This is a genomic window from Chelatococcus sp. CO-6, from assembly GCF_001271345.1.
In the GTDB taxonomy this organism is placed as follows: domain Bacteria; phylum Pseudomonadota; class Alphaproteobacteria; order Rhizobiales; family Beijerinckiaceae; genus Chelatococcus_A; species Chelatococcus_A caeni.
Map to the genome: position 1 here is coordinate 237,820 of NZ_CP012399.1, position 15,227 is coordinate 253,046.

Genomic DNA, 15,227 nt, shown 5'->3' on the forward strand with positions numbered 1-15,227 from the left:
GCAGGATGCCTGCGCCCGTGCAGTCTCCGTTCCGGGTCCTCGTCCTCGGCGCCGGCCGCGTCGGGACGGCGCTCGCCCTGACGCTCGGCGACACGCCGGACTTCTCCGTCACGCTCGCCGACCCGACCGAGCCGGCGCGCGAGCGGGCCGGGGCGCTCGGCCTGCCGCTCATCGACTGCAGCCCGGCCGACGGCGCGGCCCTCGAGCGGCTCATCGGCCGGCACGATGCGGTGGTCGCCGCGCTGCCGGCGTCCGCCTGCCCCGCCGTCGCAGCGGCCGCGGCGCGGGCCGGCGTCCACTATCTCGACCTCAACGAGGATTCGCCGGTCACGGCGGAGATCGCCGGCATCGCGGTGGGCGCGCGCCGCAGCTTCGTGCCGCAATGCGGCATCTCCCCCGGCCTCGTCTCCGCCATCACGCTCGCGCTCGTCGAGGAGGTCGCCGCACCGCGTGACGTGCAGATCCGCGTCGGCATCCTGCCGCGCCATTCGACGAACCGGCTCGGCTACGGCCTGACGTGGGACGTCAACGCCCTGATCGCCGAATATACCAACCCCTCCGCGGCGCTCATGGACGGCCGGCCGGTGACTTTGCCGCCTTTGTCGGGGCGCGAGATGCTGCGCATCGACGGCAGCACCTTCGAGGCTTTCGTCTCCGGCTCCGTCCCGGCGAGCCTCTGCCGCCGGCTCGCCGGCCGGGTCGAGACGCTGGTGTCGAAGACCATCCGCTACGAGGGCCATCTCGATCACGTCACCTTCCTGCTCGACGACCTCAACCTGCGCCGCCGGCCCGACCTCTTGCGCAGCCTGCTCCTCAACGCCTTGCCCGAGGTGGAGGACGACCAGCTCATCATCTTCGTGTCGGCGCGCGGCGCCCGTAACGGCCTTGCCAAGGAGCGCAACTGGATGCGGCGGATCACGGCCGTGGAGCGCAACGGCACCGTGATCAGCGCCCTGCGCCGCACCGCTGCCGCCCACGTCGCCGCCGTCCTCGATCTCCTGCGCGAGGGCGCCCTGCCGGCATCGGGCCTCGTGGCGCAGGAGGATATTGCGCCCGGCGCCCTGCGCGCCAACAGGTTCCTCGGTTGGTTCTTCGCGGAAGGGGAGGGCGTGTGATGCGCCGCGGCACGGTCGACGATCTACGCATCGGGGTGTTGATGCTCGACACGCCCTTCCGGCGTCTGCCGGGAGACATCGGCAATGCCCGCACGTGGGACTTCCCGGTGCAATTCCGGGTCGTGAAGGGGGCGGATCCCGCCCGGGTCGTGCACGGCGAGGCGAAGGGCCTGCTGCAGCCCTTCGTCGACGCGGCGCTCGACATGGTGGCGGCGGGCGTGCGCGGCATCACCACGAGCTGCGGCTTTCTCGCCCTGCTGCAGCGGGAGATGGCGGCCGCCCTGCCGGTGCCGGTGGCGACGAGCAGCCTCCTGCAGGCGCCGGTGATCGAGGCGATGCTCCCGGCGGGCAGGCGCGTCGGCATTCTCACCTTTGCCGCCGAGGCCCTCACCGAGCGCCACCTCGCCGCCGTCGGCGTGCGCACCGACACGCCCATCGAGGGCCTGCCGCCGGACAGCCTGTTCCGCAGCGTCTATGGCGCCAAGGGCGGCGAGAGCGACATCGACCGGCTCGAAGCGGAAGTGGTCGCGGCCGCGCGGCGCCTCGTCGATAAGCACCCCGAAGTCGGCGCCATCCTGTGCGAATGCACCAACCTGCCGCCCCATGCCGCCGCCATCGCCGCCGCCACGGGCCTGCCGGTCTTCGACATCATCGGCTTCATCGATTGGTTCGCGCGCAGCCTCGCGCCACCCGCCTATCCGCGCGGCTGATCTCCGAGACCTGCCCGGTGCAGCCGCCGGGCAGCGGTTGACATCAATTAGCTATAACGTTAAAGCAATGAAAAGGACGAAGGCCGCACGAGACGGCGATCCGCGACCGCAGCCGAAGCAGCGCTCTGTCCTATAACGTGAAAGGGACGACGCGATCGAAATGCGAGCAGCCAGAGGGATGACAATGACGAACAGAGCTTCAGGGCATTTCCGCGCCGGCTTGATGCGAGGCTGGCGCGTCGCGCTCGCCGGCGCGCTCACCTCGCTGTGTCTGGCAACGATGCCTGCCACGGCGGCCGGCAAGGAGCCATTGGTGATCGTCACCTCGGGCGGCGTGTTCGAGCAGGCGATGAAGAAGCATTTCTATGATCCCTTCACCGAGGCGACGGGGATCGAGGTCATCCCGGTGGCCGCCGGGCTCGGCCAGCAGTGGGCGAAGGTCAAGGCCATGGCCGCGATGCCTGCGGCCGAGTGGGACATCGTGACGGCCGTGCCGAGCGACACCTTCGCCCAGGCGGACAATCTCGCTGCGCTCGACTGTGCCGCGATGCCGAACGTCGCCGGGGAGGCGATCGCCAACGCCTGCATGGGCAACGCGATGCTGCGCACGTGGGGCGGCAACGTGCTCGCCTGGAACACGAAGAGCTTCCCCGCCGGCAAGGAGCCGAAGAGCTGGAAGGACTTCTGGGACGTCGAGAACTTCCCGGGCCCGCGCAGCCTGCCGGACGCCGGCTACTGGTCGACCCTGCTGATGGTGGCGCTCGTCGCGGACGGCGTGCCGGCCGACAAGCTCTTCCCGCTCGACGTCGACCGGGCGCTGAAGAAGCTGGAGGCGATCAAGCCGCACATCACCGTGTGGTGGAAGACCGCCGACCAGTCGCAGAACATCATCCGCTCCGGCGAGGTGGTGATGGCCCTGATGGGATCGGGGCGCGTGATGTCCCTCGTGAAGGCCGGTGAGCCGGTGGCCTTCACCTGGAACGGGGCGCCGAAGGACGTCGGCCTGTGGGCGGTGCTGAAGAACGCGCCGAACAAGCCGGCCGCCATGGAGTTCGTCAATTTCTATCTCGGCAATCCCGAGGCGCATGCGGCCTTCACCCGCGATTTCACGTCGGAGACGCCGAACCGGCGGGCCATCGAGCTCGTCTCGCCGGAAGAGCGCAAGACCCGGGGCGCCGACCCTGCCAATCTCGCGGTCCAGATCGAGCCCGACTGGAAATGGCTCGCCGAGAACGAAGCGACGGTGAAGCAGCGCGTGCTCGAGCTGTTGAGCCGCTGATCCGTCCACTGCCGGGCCTGCGCCGGCGGGCCCTCGGTTCCCCGATTGCGAAGAACGCCTGCCCGCGCCGCGGGCAGGGCCGGAATGGCGCGGCCAGTATCCAGCCCGCCGACGTCAAGGAGAAGGTGGAAAATGTCGCTATTCAGCCTCGAGGACATGCGGAGTCGCTTCTTTTCGGCGGTGCTTTCCGACTGCCTCGATCAGGTCGGGCACACGCGGCAGGCCCTTGCGAGCCGCATCCGCCCGCTCGACGAGGCCTCGGTCATGGTCGGCCGGGCGCGCACGGCGCTCTACACCGAGGTGTTCCACGTCGTGCCCGGAGAAAACCCCTATGCGCTCGAGATCGCGCTGGTCGACAGCCTGCAGCGCGACGAGATCCCCGTCTTCGCCTGCGGCCTGTCCGGCCGCATCGCGCCGTGGGGCGAGCTGCTGAGCACCGCCGCGGCGTTCCGCGGCGCCTCCGGCGCCCTCATGGACGGATGCGTGCGTGACACGCGCGCCATCAGGGCCATGGGCTTTCCGGTCTTCCACGGCGGCATCGCCCCGCTCGACAGCAAGGGTCGCGGCGTCGTCAGTGCCATCGACGTGCCGATCGAGTGCGGCGGGGTCACGGTCCGGTCCGGTGACCTCGTCTTCGGCGACGCCGATGGCGTCGTGATCGTGCCGCGGGAGGTGGAGGACGAGGTTCTGCGCCTCGCCCACGAGAAGGTGTCGGGCGAGCGCAACACCTTGGCGGACCTCAAGGCCGGCCATTCCCTGGCCGATGTCTTCGCCCGCTACGGCATTCTCTGAACGACGGTCCAATTGATCGGAGCCGCGCCATGATCGTGGATTGCCATGTGAACGTCTATGAAGACGAGCAGATCCTGCCGCTCTTCACCGCCTCGACCCCGAAGGCCCGGCCGGGGGAATTCACCCTGAAGGCCAATCCCGATGTCGTTTACGAGGCTATGCGGGATGTCGACAAGGCGATCGTCTTCTCGTTGCGCTACAAGGATTCCATCGGCATCGACGGTGATGACGAGGTAACGGCCCGCGCCGTTGCCAAATATCCCGACAAGCTGATCGGCTTCGCCGCCGTCGACCCGCGCAGGCCCGATTACATGGACCTCCTCGTCCATGCGATCGAGGACCTGAAGCTCAAGGGCGTGAAGTTCGGCCCCATCTACAACGGCGTCTCGCTGCTCGATCCGCGGCTCGAGCCCGTCTACGAGTACCTGCAGCGTCACAACCTCCCGCTCACCATGCACATGGGCACGACCTACGGGCGCAACGCGCCGATCAACTACGGTCGCCCGCTCGATGTCGATACCATCGCCATGCGCTATCCCGACCTCAAGATGGTGATGGCTCACATGGGCCACCCCTGGTACGAGGAATGCATCGTCGTCGCGCGCAAGCAGCCGAACGTCTACTGCGAGGTGTCGGCGCTCTATTATCGTCCCTGGCAGTTCTACAACATTCTCATCTGCGCGCAGGAATATCTCATCACCGAGCGTGACAAGATTTTCTGGGGCACGGATTTTCCCTTCACGCAGGTCGGTGAATCGATCGAAGGCCTGCGCCGCATAAACGACCAGGTCGAAGGCACGCGGCTGCCGCGCGTGGCGGGCGAGACCATCGAGCGCATCATCCATTCCAACCCGCTCGAGCACTGGTGGCACGGCGGCTATCCGGGCTGAGACGTTCCGCATCCACGAGGCGCATGAAGGCCGCCGGCCCGTGGGCCGGCGTGACCGGAGGGGATCATGAAGGACGACGAGAAGCCGGGCGAGAAGGATGCCCTGGAAACAGGCCTGCGTAGCCGGCAGTGGTTCGGCCGGCAGGATTCATATGGCTTCATCTATCGCAGCTGGATGAAGAACCAGGGTTTTCCGGCGCGCATGTTCGACGGGCGGCCGGTCATCGGTATCTGCAACACCTGGTCGGAACTGACGCCGTGCAACGCCCATCTGCGGATGCTCGCCGAGCACGTGAAGCGCGGCGTCTATGAGGCCGGCGGCTTTCCGGTTGAGTTCCCCGTGATGTCGCTCGGCGAATCCAACATGCGCCCGACGACCATGCTGTTCCGCAATCTCGCGAGCATGGACGTGGAGGCCTCCATCCGGGCCAATCCCATCGACGGCGTCGTGCTCCTGGTCGGTTGCGACAAGACCACGCCGGCCTCCCTGATGGGCGCGGCGAGCGTCGACCTGCCGACCATCGTCGTCTCCGGCGGGCCCATGCTCTCGGGCCACTGGAAGGGGCGGCGCATCGGCTCCGGCACGGACGTCATCCGCTTCAAGGAGGCGGTGCGGGCCGGCGAGATGAGCGTCGAGGAGTTCATGGCCGCCGAGGCCGCGATGTCGCGCAGCGCCGGATCCTGCATGACCATGGGCACGGCCTCGACACTCGCGAGCCTGTGCGAGGCGCTCGGCGTGGCGCTGCCCGGCAACGGCGCCATTCCGGCGGTGGATGCCCGCCGCCAGGTTCTCGCCTTCGACGCCGGCAGCCGCGCCGTTGCCATGGTGCACGAGCACCAGCGCCTGTCGAAGGTCCTGACGCGCGAGGCCTTCGAGAATGCCGTCGTCCTCAATGCGGCGCTCGGCGGCTCGACCAATGCCGTCGTCCATCTCATCGCCCTCGCCGGAAGGCTCGGCGTGCCCTTCACGCTCGACGACTGGGACCGGATCGGCGCCGACGTGCCCTGCCTCGTCAACCTCATGCCTTCCGGCGCCTTCCTGATGGAGGATTTCCATCGCGCAGGCGGCGTCTCCGCGGTCCTCAGGGAGCTCCGCCCGCGCCTCAATGCCGGCGCGCCGACGGTCGCCGGCTGCACGCTGGGCGAAAGCGTCGCGGGAGCGGAGATCGAGGATCCGGAGGTCATCCATTCGCTCGCCCGGCCCTTCAAGGAGAACGGCGGCATCGCCGTCCTGCGCGGCAACCTCGCGCCCGGCGGGGCGGTCATCAAGCCGTCCGCGGCAAGCCCGCAGCTGATGAGCCACCGCGGCCGGGCCGTCGTCTTCGACTCGGCCGATGATCTCAAGAAGCGCATCGACGACCCGGATCTTCCGGTCGATGCCGACAGCGTCCTCGTCCTGCGCAACTGCGGGCCAAAGGGCTATCCCGGAATGGCCGAGATCGGCAACCTGCCGATCCCCGCCAGGCTCCTGCGGCAGGGCATCACGGACATGGTGCGCATTTCCGATGCCCGCATGAGCGGCACCGCCTTCGGCACGGTCGTGCTGCACGTCGCGCCCGAGGCGGCGGCCGGGGGGCCGCTCGCGCTCGTCGCCGACGGCGACATCATCGAGCTCGACGTGGCCGGCCGGTGCCTTCATCTCGACGTGGCGGAGGAAGAGCTCGCCCGGCGCCGGGCGGCCCTGCGCCCCTTCGTGTCGCCCTACAGCCGCGGCTACGAGAAGCTCTATGTCGAGCACGTCCTGCAGGCGGACCAGGGCGTCGATTTCGATTTCCTCGTCGGCGGCAGCGGGGATTACGTGCCGCGGGAGTCGCACTGATGGCTGACGTCGCGACCCGCACGATCGACACGGCCGGCATGGGTGCGGATGTCTCGATCCGCAGCCTCGTCAAGCGCTACGGGCCGGTGACCGCCGTCGAGGACATCTCGCTCGCGGTGGCCTCGGGCGAGTTCCTGTCGGTGCTCGGGCCGTCCGGCTCCGGCAAGACGACGGTGCTGATGTGCCTCGCCGGCTTCGAGATCCCCTCGGCCGGCTCCCTGCACATCGGCGGCCGGGAGGTGACGGCCCTGCCGCCGAACCGGCGCGAGATCGGCGTCATCTTCCAGCGTTATGCGCTCTTTCCCCACATGAGCGTACGCGACAACGTGCGCTTTCCGCTCAAGATGCGGGGCATGGCGCGCCGTCAGGCCGAAGCCGTCGTCGAGGAGGCGCTCGCCACCGTGCGCCTGTCGGGCTTCGGCGACCGGCTGCCGGCGCAGCTCTCCGGGGGCCAGCAGCAGCGCGTGGCGCTCGCTCGCGCCATCTCGTTCCGTCCGCCGCTCCTCCTGATGGACGAGCCGTTGTCGGCGCTCGACAAGAAGCTGCGCGAGGAGATGCAGGCCGAGATCAAGGACCTGCAGCGGCGCCTCGGGCTCACGGTCATCTTCGTGACGCACGACCAGGAAGAGGCGCTCACCATGTCGGACCGCATCGCCGTCATGAGCCACGGCCGTCTCGAGCAGGTCGGCACGCCCGAGGAAATCTACGGCAACCCGGCGACGTCCTTCGTCGCCCGTTTCGTCGGCGAGACCAACATCCTGCCGGGCATCGTGCACCGACGATCCGGCCAGGATGGCACCGTCGCGCTCGACGGGGGCGGCGAAATCGCGGTGCCCCTGCCGGCAGAGCGCCGCCTGGCCGAGGGCAGCGCCGCCGAGGTCATGTTGCGGCCGGAGCATGTCGCGGTGATGCCGGCTGGTAGCGGCGTTAACGGTCTCGCCGCGCGGCTCGTCGGACACAGCTTCGCCGGCGCCACCGTCGCTCTGACCTTCGAGGCGGCGGGCGGCCAGCGTCTCGTCGCGCGACGGCCGGCCCGCGAGCTCGCGGGTCTTGCGCCGGGCGCCGAGGTCGTCCTCGTGCCGGAGGCGGGCCAGGCGCGCTGCTTCGCCCGCACGGGGGAGGGCGCATGAGCGCGCTTGCCGCCGGCGACAGGCGCCGGCTGTCGGGGCCGGCGAGCCTGATGCTGGTCGCGCCCTTCGTCCTCGTACTCATCGCGGTCTTCTGCTGGCCGATCCTGCAGCTCCTGTCGGCGAGCCTCTTCGATCCCGACTTTACGCTGCGCCATTATGAGCAAGTGCTGACGAGCGAGTTCACGCTCGGCGTCTTCCTGCGTACGTTCCGCGTCAGCTTTCTCGTCGCCTGCTTCGCGCTCGTCGTCGGCTATCCGGTGGCGGCGCTGATGCGCTCCCTGCCGCCCATGGGGGCTGCGATCGTCGGCGCCTGCGTGCTCATCCCGCTGTGGACGAGCGTCCTCGTGCGCAGCTTCGCCTGGACCGTGCTGCTGCAGCGCAACGGCGTCGTCAACGAGGCGCTGCAGGGTCTCGGCATCACCTCCGGGCCGCTCTCCTTCCTCTACAACGAGGCGGCCGTCGTCATCGCCCAGGGGCACGTGATGCTGCCGTTCATGATCATGCCGATCTACCAGTCGCTGCGGGCGATCCCCGATGAGCTGCCGCGCGCGGCGCTGAGCCTCGGAGCGAGCCGCACGGCGGTGTTCCGCGAGGTGATCTGGCCGCTCTCGCGGCCCGGCGTCGTCGCCGGCTTCCTCATGGTCTTCATCGTCACGCTCGGTGCCTTCGTGACGCCGGCGCTCATCGGCGGCCCGCGCAGCCTCATGCTGGCGACGCTCATCAGCGGCGAGATCACCGAGAACCTCAACTGGCCGCTCGGGGCCGCCCTGTCGGCGGTGCTGCTGGTGATGGTGATGCTGCTCATCGGCCTCTTCAGCAGGTTCCTGCGCTTCGGACGGGTGGAGATGTGATGAACGTGACCACCAGGCTGCCGCATCCGGCCATCGCGGCCGCGCGGCTCGCAGGCATTCTCGGCGTCCTCTTCCTGCTCATCCCGACGCTCATCGTCGTGCCCATCTCGGTGGGGCCGGACAAGTACCTGCACTTTCCGCCGCGGGGTTTCTCGCTCGAATGGTACGGCACGCTCATCGGCGATCCGGGCTGGATGCGCGCCGCCCTGTTCTCGCTGCAGATCGCCGTCCTCGTCACGCTGTTGTCGACCGCGCTCGGCACGGCGGCCGCGCTCGCCCTGACGCGCGGGCGGCTTCACGGCGCCAGGGCGCTGTCGGTTGCGGTGCTCGCGCCGATCGTCGCGCCGAACATCGTCGTGGCCGTGGCGATGTATCTCTTCTTCTCGCGCCTCGGCATGTCCGGCTCGCTCGTCGCCTTCGTGCTCGCCCACACGGTGCTCGCGACGCCCTATGTCGTCATCACGGTCTCGGCCGCCCTTGCCGCCGCGGATCCCGACCTCGAGCTCGCGGCCATGAGCCTCGGCGCGAGCCGCAGCCGCGCCTTCGTGCATGCGACGCTGCCGCTGATCCTGCCCGGCGTCATCGCCGGAGCGGTCTTCGCCTTCGTCGTCTCCTTCGACGAGGCGGTGGTGTCCTTCTTCCTGTCGAGCGTGCGCGACAAGACGCTGCCACGGAAGATCTTCGAGGAGCTGGACTACGATGTCTCGCCGGTCGTTGCCGCGGTCTCGACCGTCCTGACCTTCCTGTCGGTCGGTCTTCTCGGGCTTGCCGCCGTGCTGCGCCGGCGGGCGCCGCGCGCGCCCGCGACGAAGGCTTGATCCGTGTCGAAAATGCTGGCTGATGGCCGCATGAAGCGCAAGGCCGTAACGATCCGCGACGTCGCCGCCGCCGCCGGCGTCACCCCCATGACGGTGTCCAACGTTATCAACGGGCGCACCAACGAGGTGAGCCGCGAGACTTTCGCGCGCGTCATGGAGATGTGCCGGTCGCTCGGCTATCGCCCGCACGCGAGCGCGCGGCGCCTGCGGACCGACCGGCGCATGGCGGTCGGGGTCGTCATCGTCGATCCCTCGCCGCACTACCTCGCCGACCCGTTCATCGCCGCGCTGCTCGCCGGCCTCAACGAGAGCCTCGCCGCCAGCGGCTACAGCATCGTGCTGCACGGGGCCGTGCCGGAGAAGATCGCGGCGCTGCCGATGATGCAGCGGATCGAAACCGACGCCTTGTGCATCTTTCTCGCCGGCACGCGCGCCGAGCGGCAGAGGCTGCTCGCCGATCTTGCCGCGCTCGGCCAGCCGCTCGTGCTGCTGCAGGAGGATCTCGCGGACTTCGAGGGCGGAGGGCCCGGCCTGTCGGACGTTTGTGCCCTGGTGCAGGACGATTTCGGCGGGGGCGCCGAGGTCGCCCGCCACGTGCTCGAAGGAGGGGCGCGGCGGATCGCCATGCTCGTGCCGGGCGCAGTCTGGTCCGCCATGGAGCGGCGCGAGGCGGGGGTCAGGGCCGTGCTCGCACGACAGGCCGACCCGCCGGCGCTCGAGCTGGTGCGCTGCGGGGACGAGGGATACGCCGACACGCAGCACGCGTTTGCGGCCTATCTGGCCGAGCGGGGCGTGCCGGACGTCGTCATCGGCGGCAACGACCAGATGGCGATCGCGGCGATGAACCTCCTGACGTCCCGCGGCCGCCGCGTGCCGGAGGAGGTCCGCGTCACCGGCTTCAACGGCTTCGAAATCTGGCGCTATGCGACGCCCACCTTGACGACGGTGTTCTCGCCGGCCTTCGCCATCGGCCGGCAGGCGGGCGAGGCGATCCTGACGCGCCTGGCCGAGGGTCGCTTCGCCGCGCGCCAGATCACTTTGCCCGTGACCTTCGCGCCGAATCTTTCGTCGGCCCGCTAGATCGGGGAGCCGTCATCGCAGGCCCGCAATATGCGAGAGTGACGGGTCCGGTGCTCTGTACCGGCCATCCCGAGGCGGTTAAGTACCGGGATGCAGACGGCATGCGCCGCAAGGGAAGGGTTCGCGGCCCGGCCGCGACAGATGGGGAGTGTTCCGGGATGTTCGATTTGAGCGGCAAGTCGGCGCTGGTGACGGCGGCGGGGCAGGGCATCGGCTTCGCCTCGGCCGTGGCCCTGGCCAAGGCCGGCGCCAGGGTGTTCGCGACGGATATCAACGAGGCGGCCTTCGCGGCGCTCAAGGAAGCGGATGCCCGCATCGAGCCCTTCCGCCTCGATGTGCTGAGCGACGATGACGTCGCCGCCGCGCGCGAGCGCACGGGCGCCGTCGACATCCTCTTCAACTGCGCCGGGGTCGTCCATGCCGGCGCGATCCTCGATTGCCCGCCGGATGATCTCGCCTTTGCGCTGCAGCTCAACGTCACGGCGGCCTATCGCACCATCCGCGCCTATCTGCCGGGCATGCTCGAGAAGGGCGGCGGCTCCATCATCAACATGGCCTCGGTCGCCTCGAGCGTGAAGGCGGTGCCCAACCGCTTCGCCTACAGCGCCTCGAAGGCGGCCGTGATCGGCCTCACCAAGTCGGTCGCCACCGATTATGTCGGGCGCGGCATCCGCTGCAACGCCATCTGCCCGGGGACGGTGCAGTCCCCCTCGCTCGACGAGCGGCTGAGGGCCCAGGGCGACTACGAGGCCGCCAAGGCCGCCTTCATCGCCCGCCAGCCCATCGGCCGCATCGGCAAGCCGGAAGAGATCGCCGCCCTCGTCGTCTATCTCGCCAGCGACGAGTCCGCCTACACCACCGGCCAGGCCCACGTCATCGACGGCGGCTGGACGATGTGATCGTCGTGCGGCCGGTCGGGAGTGGGACGCCGACCGCCCGGCTGGACGAACGCTAACGGTTCGGGCATTTGCTCCCTTCGAACAATTGACGGATGCCCCGCGCCGCAGCCAAATCCGCGCTTGCGGCAGGGGCGCCGATGCGCCGGAGGGACGAGATGACATTCGACGTGGGCGCCCGCCTCAGACAGATCAGGCAAGCCGCCGGCCTGTCGCAGCGCGAGCTGGCGTCCCGCGCCGGCGTGACGCACGGGCTCATCTCGCTCATCGAGCAGAACAAGAACAGCCCGTCCGTCGCCTCGCTGCGCAAGATCCTCGAAGGCATTCCGATGACCATGGCCCAGTTCTTCGAGGAGGACCGGCCGGTCAGGAACAAGGTGTTCTTCGCCGCCGACGAGCTCGTCGACCTCACCTCGCGCCTGCACCAGGTCAACGGCACGCGCGCCCGGGGCAAGCTCACCTTGCGCCAGGTGGGCGACGCCCATGCCCACAATCTGCAGATCCTGCACGAGAGCTACGAGCCGGGCGCGGACACGGGGCTCACCATGCTCGCCCACGATTCGCACGAGGGCGGCGTGGTGCTGACGGGCGAGCTGGAGGTGACGGTGGGCGACGAGGTCTGCGTGCTCAAGGCCGGCGACGCCTATCTCTTCGACAGCCGCATCCCGCACCGCTTCCGCAATGTCGGCAAGGGGCGCTGCACGGTCGTCAGCGCCTGCTCGCCGCCCTATCTCTAAAAACGGAAGGGGCGGCCCTCGAGCCGCCCCTCTTTCGTCACGCGCTCTTCGAATTGTAGCCGAACATCGACTTGACCTCGAGGAAGTCCTCGAGGCCGTAGCGGCCCCACTCGCGGCCGTTGCCGGATTGCTTGTAGCCGCCGAAGGGGGCGGCGAGGTCGCCGGGCGAGCCGTTGATGTGCACCATGCCGGCGCGGATGCGCCGCGCCACAGCGCGGGCGTGGTCGAGGTCGCCGGAGGTGACGTAGCTCGACAGGCCGTAGACCGTGTCGTTGGCGATGGCGATTGCCTCCTCCTCGTCCCGGTAGGGGAGAATGGAGAGCACCGGCCCGAAGATCTCCTCGCGCGCGATGGTCATGTCGTTGCGCACGTCGGCGAAGACGGTCGGGCGGATGTAGTAGCCGCGGTTGAGATGTTCCGGCCGGCCGGGGCCGCCGGCGACGAGCCGCGCGCCCTCGGCGATGCCCTGTTCGATGAGGCGCTGGATCTTGTCGAACTGCACCTTGCTGACGACGGGGCCGATGGTCGTGCCCTCGGCGCGGGGATCGCCCACCACGGTCGCCGCGGCCACCTCGCGCGCGACGGCGATCGCCTCCTCCTGCCGGTCCGCGGGCACCAGCATGCGCGTCGGGGCGTTGCACGACTGGCCGCTGTTGGAGAAGCACTGGCGCGTGCCATGGGTGACGGCGCGCACGATGTCCGCATCGGGCAGGATGATGTTGGGCGACTTGCCGCCGAGCTCCTGCGCCACGCGCTTGACCGTGTCGGCCGCCGCCCGCGCCACGGCGATGCCGGCCCGGGTCGAGCCGGTGAAGGAGACCATGTCGATGTCCGGATGGGTGGCGAGCGCCTGGCCCACCGTCGGCCCGTCGCCGTTGACCATGTTGTAGATGCCGGCCGGCACGCCGGCCTCGTTCATCACCTCGGTGAAGACGATGCCGGAGATCGGGGCGACCTCGCTCGGCTTGATCACCATGGTGCAGCCGGCGGCGAGCGCGGGCCCGACCTTGCAGGCGATCTGGTTGAGCGGCCAGTTCCACGGCGTGATGAAGCCGCACACGCCCACCGGCTCGCGCGTCACCACCGTCTCGTTGACGACCTCGTCGAATTCGTAGTCGCGCAGGACACGCAGCACCTCCGAGAGATGGCCGAGGCCGGCGGCGGCCTGCGCCTGCCGGGCGAAGCTCATCGGTGCGCCCATCTCGTCGCTGATGGCCTCGGCGATGTCGTCGTAGCGCTTCTTGTAGACGGCGATCACCGATTCGAGCAGCTCGACGCGCTCCTTGCGGCTCGCGCGGGCGAAGCGGCCGAAGGCGCGCTTGGCCGCGGCCACGGCCTTGTCCACGTCGGCCGTCTCGCCGAGCGCGATGCGGGCATAGGCTTCTTCCGTCGCCGGATTGACGACCTCGAGCGTGCGCCCGCCCGCGGCCGGCACCCAAGCACCGTCGATGTAGAACTGGAGATGGTCCTTCATGGCTTCGCCCTCTTGATTTGCGCGGCGGCCGAGCGCCGCCGGACGCTCAAAATTCTATGCACGACAGTGGTAGGATGGTTGCTGGCCCGCCGCAAGCGGGGATCAGTCCGGCCGGCGGCGACGTATCTGCCGAGGGGAAAATGAGTGCAAACGCCGGCAAACGGGATCGTTGTACAGGTTGGGCAGTGAACTCGCGACGCCGGACGTCCCGTTTCGCGCGTTCAAAGGTTCTGTGATCGACGCGGCTGCTACCCATCGAGAGGGCTTGCCTTCCGCATCGTGCTCAATATTTTGAGCATAACGACAATCGGCAGTCGCGGCAGGGACGAGGGGCCATGACCACGCAGACATTGAGCAAGCGCCAGAAAGAGGCCGTGCCGCAGGGCATCGCCACCAAGCAGATCTTCGCCGCGCGGGCCGAGAACGCCGAGCTCTGGGATGTCGAGGGCAAGCGCTACATCGACTTTGCCGCCGGTATCGCCGTGCTCAACACCGGCCACCGCCATCCGCGCATCATCGCCGCGGTGAAGGAGCAGGCGGAGAGCTTCACGCATACCTGCTTCCACGTCGCGCCCTACGAGAGCTACATCAGCCTCGCCGAGCGCCTCAACGCCCTCACGCCGGGCGACCACCCGAAGAAGACGATGTTCGTCACCACCGGCGCCGAGGCCGTGGAGAATGCCGTCAAGATCGCCCGCGCCCACACCGGGCGCCCGGCGGTGATCGCCTTCGGCGGCGCGTTCCACGGCCGCACGCTGCTCGGCATGGCGCTCACCGGCAAGGTCGCGCCCTACAAGAAGGGCTTCGGGCCCTTCCCGGCCGACGTCTATCACGTGCCCTATCCGAAGACCTATCACGGCGTCGGCACCGCCGAGGCGCTCAGGGGGCTCAACCAGCTCTTCCAGAGCGACGTCGATCCGGCCCGGGTCGCCGCCATCGTCGTCGAGCCCGTGCAGGGGGAGGGCGGCTTCTATCCGGCGCCGGCCGATTTCCTCGCGGCGCTGCGCGCGCTCTGCGACGAGCACGGCATCCTGCTCGTCGCCGACGAGATCCAGACCGGCATCGCCCGCACCGGGCGCATGTTCGCGGTCGACCATGCGGGCGTGGTGCCGGACCTCGTCACCATGGCCAAGGGGCTCGGCGGCGGCTTCCCGCTCGCGGCGGTCACCGGCCGGGCCGAGGTGATGGACGCGGCCCATCCCGGCGGGCTCGGCGGCACCTATGGCGGCAGCCCCATCGGCATCGCCGCCGCCCATGCGGTGCTCGACGTGATCGAGGAGGAGAAGCTGTGCGAGCGCGCCGAGACGATCGGCGCCATGATGCGCGAGCGCCTCACCGCGATGGCCCGGCGCAACAGCTTCAACGCCATCGGCGACGTGCGCGGCCTCGGCGCCATGGTGGCCTTCGAGCTGGTCAAGGACCGCACGACGCGCGAGCCCGATGCGGCACTGGCCGGCCGGCTCGTAGCGAAGGCGCAGGAAAAGGGCCTCATCCTCCTCACCTGCGGGCCGGATGGCAATATCATCCGCCTTCTGGCGCCCCTGACCATTCCGCAGGAGCAGGTGAGCGAGGGACTCGATATCCTCGAAGAGGCGCTGGCCGAGGCCGTCAGCGCCTGAGCGTGGGACAACCCCTTT

14 protein-coding genes are annotated in these 15,227 nt (G+C 69.2%); 13 read left to right on the forward strand and 1 reads right to left on the reverse strand.

Going from position 1 to position 15,227, the window contains the following annotated elements:
* Positions 1-17: 17 nt before the first annotated feature.
* The 12 genes from AL346_RS21665 to AL346_RS21720 all read left to right on the forward strand — a co-directional run bounded on the left by AL346_RS21665 (position 18) and on the right by AL346_RS21720 (position 12,116).
* Complete coding sequence (locus tag AL346_RS21665; protein WP_197286642.1) at positions 18-1,115, forward strand: saccharopine dehydrogenase family protein; 1,098 nt, start codon at positions 18-20, stop codon at positions 1,113-1,115.
* Entirely contained in the window at positions 1,115-1,825 is a 711-nt protein-coding gene (locus AL346_RS21670; protein WP_019401076.1) for an aspartate/glutamate racemase family protein, read from the forward strand. The genes AL346_RS21665 and AL346_RS21670 overlap by 1 nt, the downstream gene beginning before the upstream one ends.
* Before the next feature lie 184 nt (positions 1,826-2,009).
* Positions 2,010-3,104, forward strand: a complete 1,095-nt coding sequence (locus AL346_RS21675; RefSeq protein ID WP_157672217.1) for an ABC transporter substrate-binding protein — start codon at positions 2,010-2,012, stop codon at positions 3,102-3,104.
* Between the two features lie 132 nt (positions 3,105-3,236).
* On the forward strand, positions 3,237-3,896 hold the full coding sequence (locus AL346_RS21680; protein ID WP_019401074.1) for an RraA family protein: 660 nt from the start codon (positions 3,237-3,239) through the stop codon (positions 3,894-3,896).
* 29 nt (positions 3,897-3,925) lie between these two features.
* A complete protein-coding gene (locus tag AL346_RS21685; RefSeq protein ID WP_019401073.1) occupies positions 3,926-4,786 on the forward strand; it encodes an amidohydrolase family protein in 861 nt (286 codons plus the stop codon).
* Between the two features lie 66 nt (positions 4,787-4,852).
* On the forward strand, positions 4,853-6,604 hold the full coding sequence (locus AL346_RS21690; RefSeq protein WP_019401072.1) for an IlvD/Edd family dehydratase: 1,752 nt from the start codon (positions 4,853-4,855) through the stop codon (positions 6,602-6,604).
* Complete coding sequence (locus tag AL346_RS21695; RefSeq protein WP_019401071.1) at positions 6,604-7,734, forward strand: ABC transporter ATP-binding protein; 1,131 nt, start codon at positions 6,604-6,606, stop codon at positions 7,732-7,734. The genes AL346_RS21690 and AL346_RS21695 overlap by 1 nt, the downstream gene beginning before the upstream one ends.
* Positions 7,731-8,585 (forward strand): ABC transporter permease, encoded by an 855-nt coding sequence (locus AL346_RS21700; RefSeq protein WP_019401070.1) that lies wholly within the window; start codon positions 7,731-7,733, stop codon positions 8,583-8,585. The genes AL346_RS21695 and AL346_RS21700 overlap by 4 nt, the downstream gene beginning before the upstream one ends.
* Positions 8,585-9,403: an ABC transporter permease gene (locus tag AL346_RS21705; protein WP_019401069.1), complete on the forward strand. Its 819-nt coding sequence runs from the start codon at positions 8,585-8,587 to the stop codon at positions 9,401-9,403. Before AL346_RS21700 ends, AL346_RS21705 begins: the two co-directional genes overlap by 1 nt.
* Positions 9,404-9,433: 30 nt before the next feature.
* Entirely contained in the window at positions 9,434-10,483 is a 1,050-nt protein-coding gene (locus AL346_RS21710; RefSeq protein WP_040403703.1) for a LacI family DNA-binding transcriptional regulator, read from the forward strand.
* Between the two features lie 158 nt (positions 10,484-10,641).
* On the forward strand, positions 10,642-11,382 hold the full coding sequence (locus AL346_RS21715; RefSeq protein WP_019401067.1) for an SDR family oxidoreductase: 741 nt from the start codon (positions 10,642-10,644) through the stop codon (positions 11,380-11,382).
* A gap of 155 nt (positions 11,383-11,537) precedes the next feature.
* Positions 11,538-12,116 (forward strand): cupin domain-containing protein, encoded by a 579-nt coding sequence (locus tag AL346_RS21720; RefSeq protein WP_050996660.1) that lies wholly within the window; start codon positions 11,538-11,540, stop codon positions 12,114-12,116.
* A 37-nt stretch (positions 12,117-12,153) separates the two neighbouring features.
* Here the strand turns inward: AL346_RS21720 and AL346_RS21725 are convergent, their stop codons facing one another.
* Positions 12,154-13,590 (reverse strand): aldehyde dehydrogenase family protein, encoded by a 1,437-nt coding sequence (locus tag AL346_RS21725; RefSeq protein WP_053194131.1) that lies wholly within the window; start codon positions 13,588-13,590, stop codon positions 12,154-12,156.
* Between the two features lie 335 nt (positions 13,591-13,925).
* Here AL346_RS21725 and gabT point away from each other — a divergent pair, with 335 nt between their 5' ends.
* On the forward strand, positions 13,926-15,209 hold the full coding sequence (gene gabT / locus AL346_RS21730; RefSeq protein WP_019403046.1) for a 4-aminobutyrate--2-oxoglutarate transaminase: 1,284 nt from the start codon (positions 13,926-13,928) through the stop codon (positions 15,207-15,209).
* The last annotated feature ends 18 nt before the right edge of the window (positions 15,210-15,227 follow it).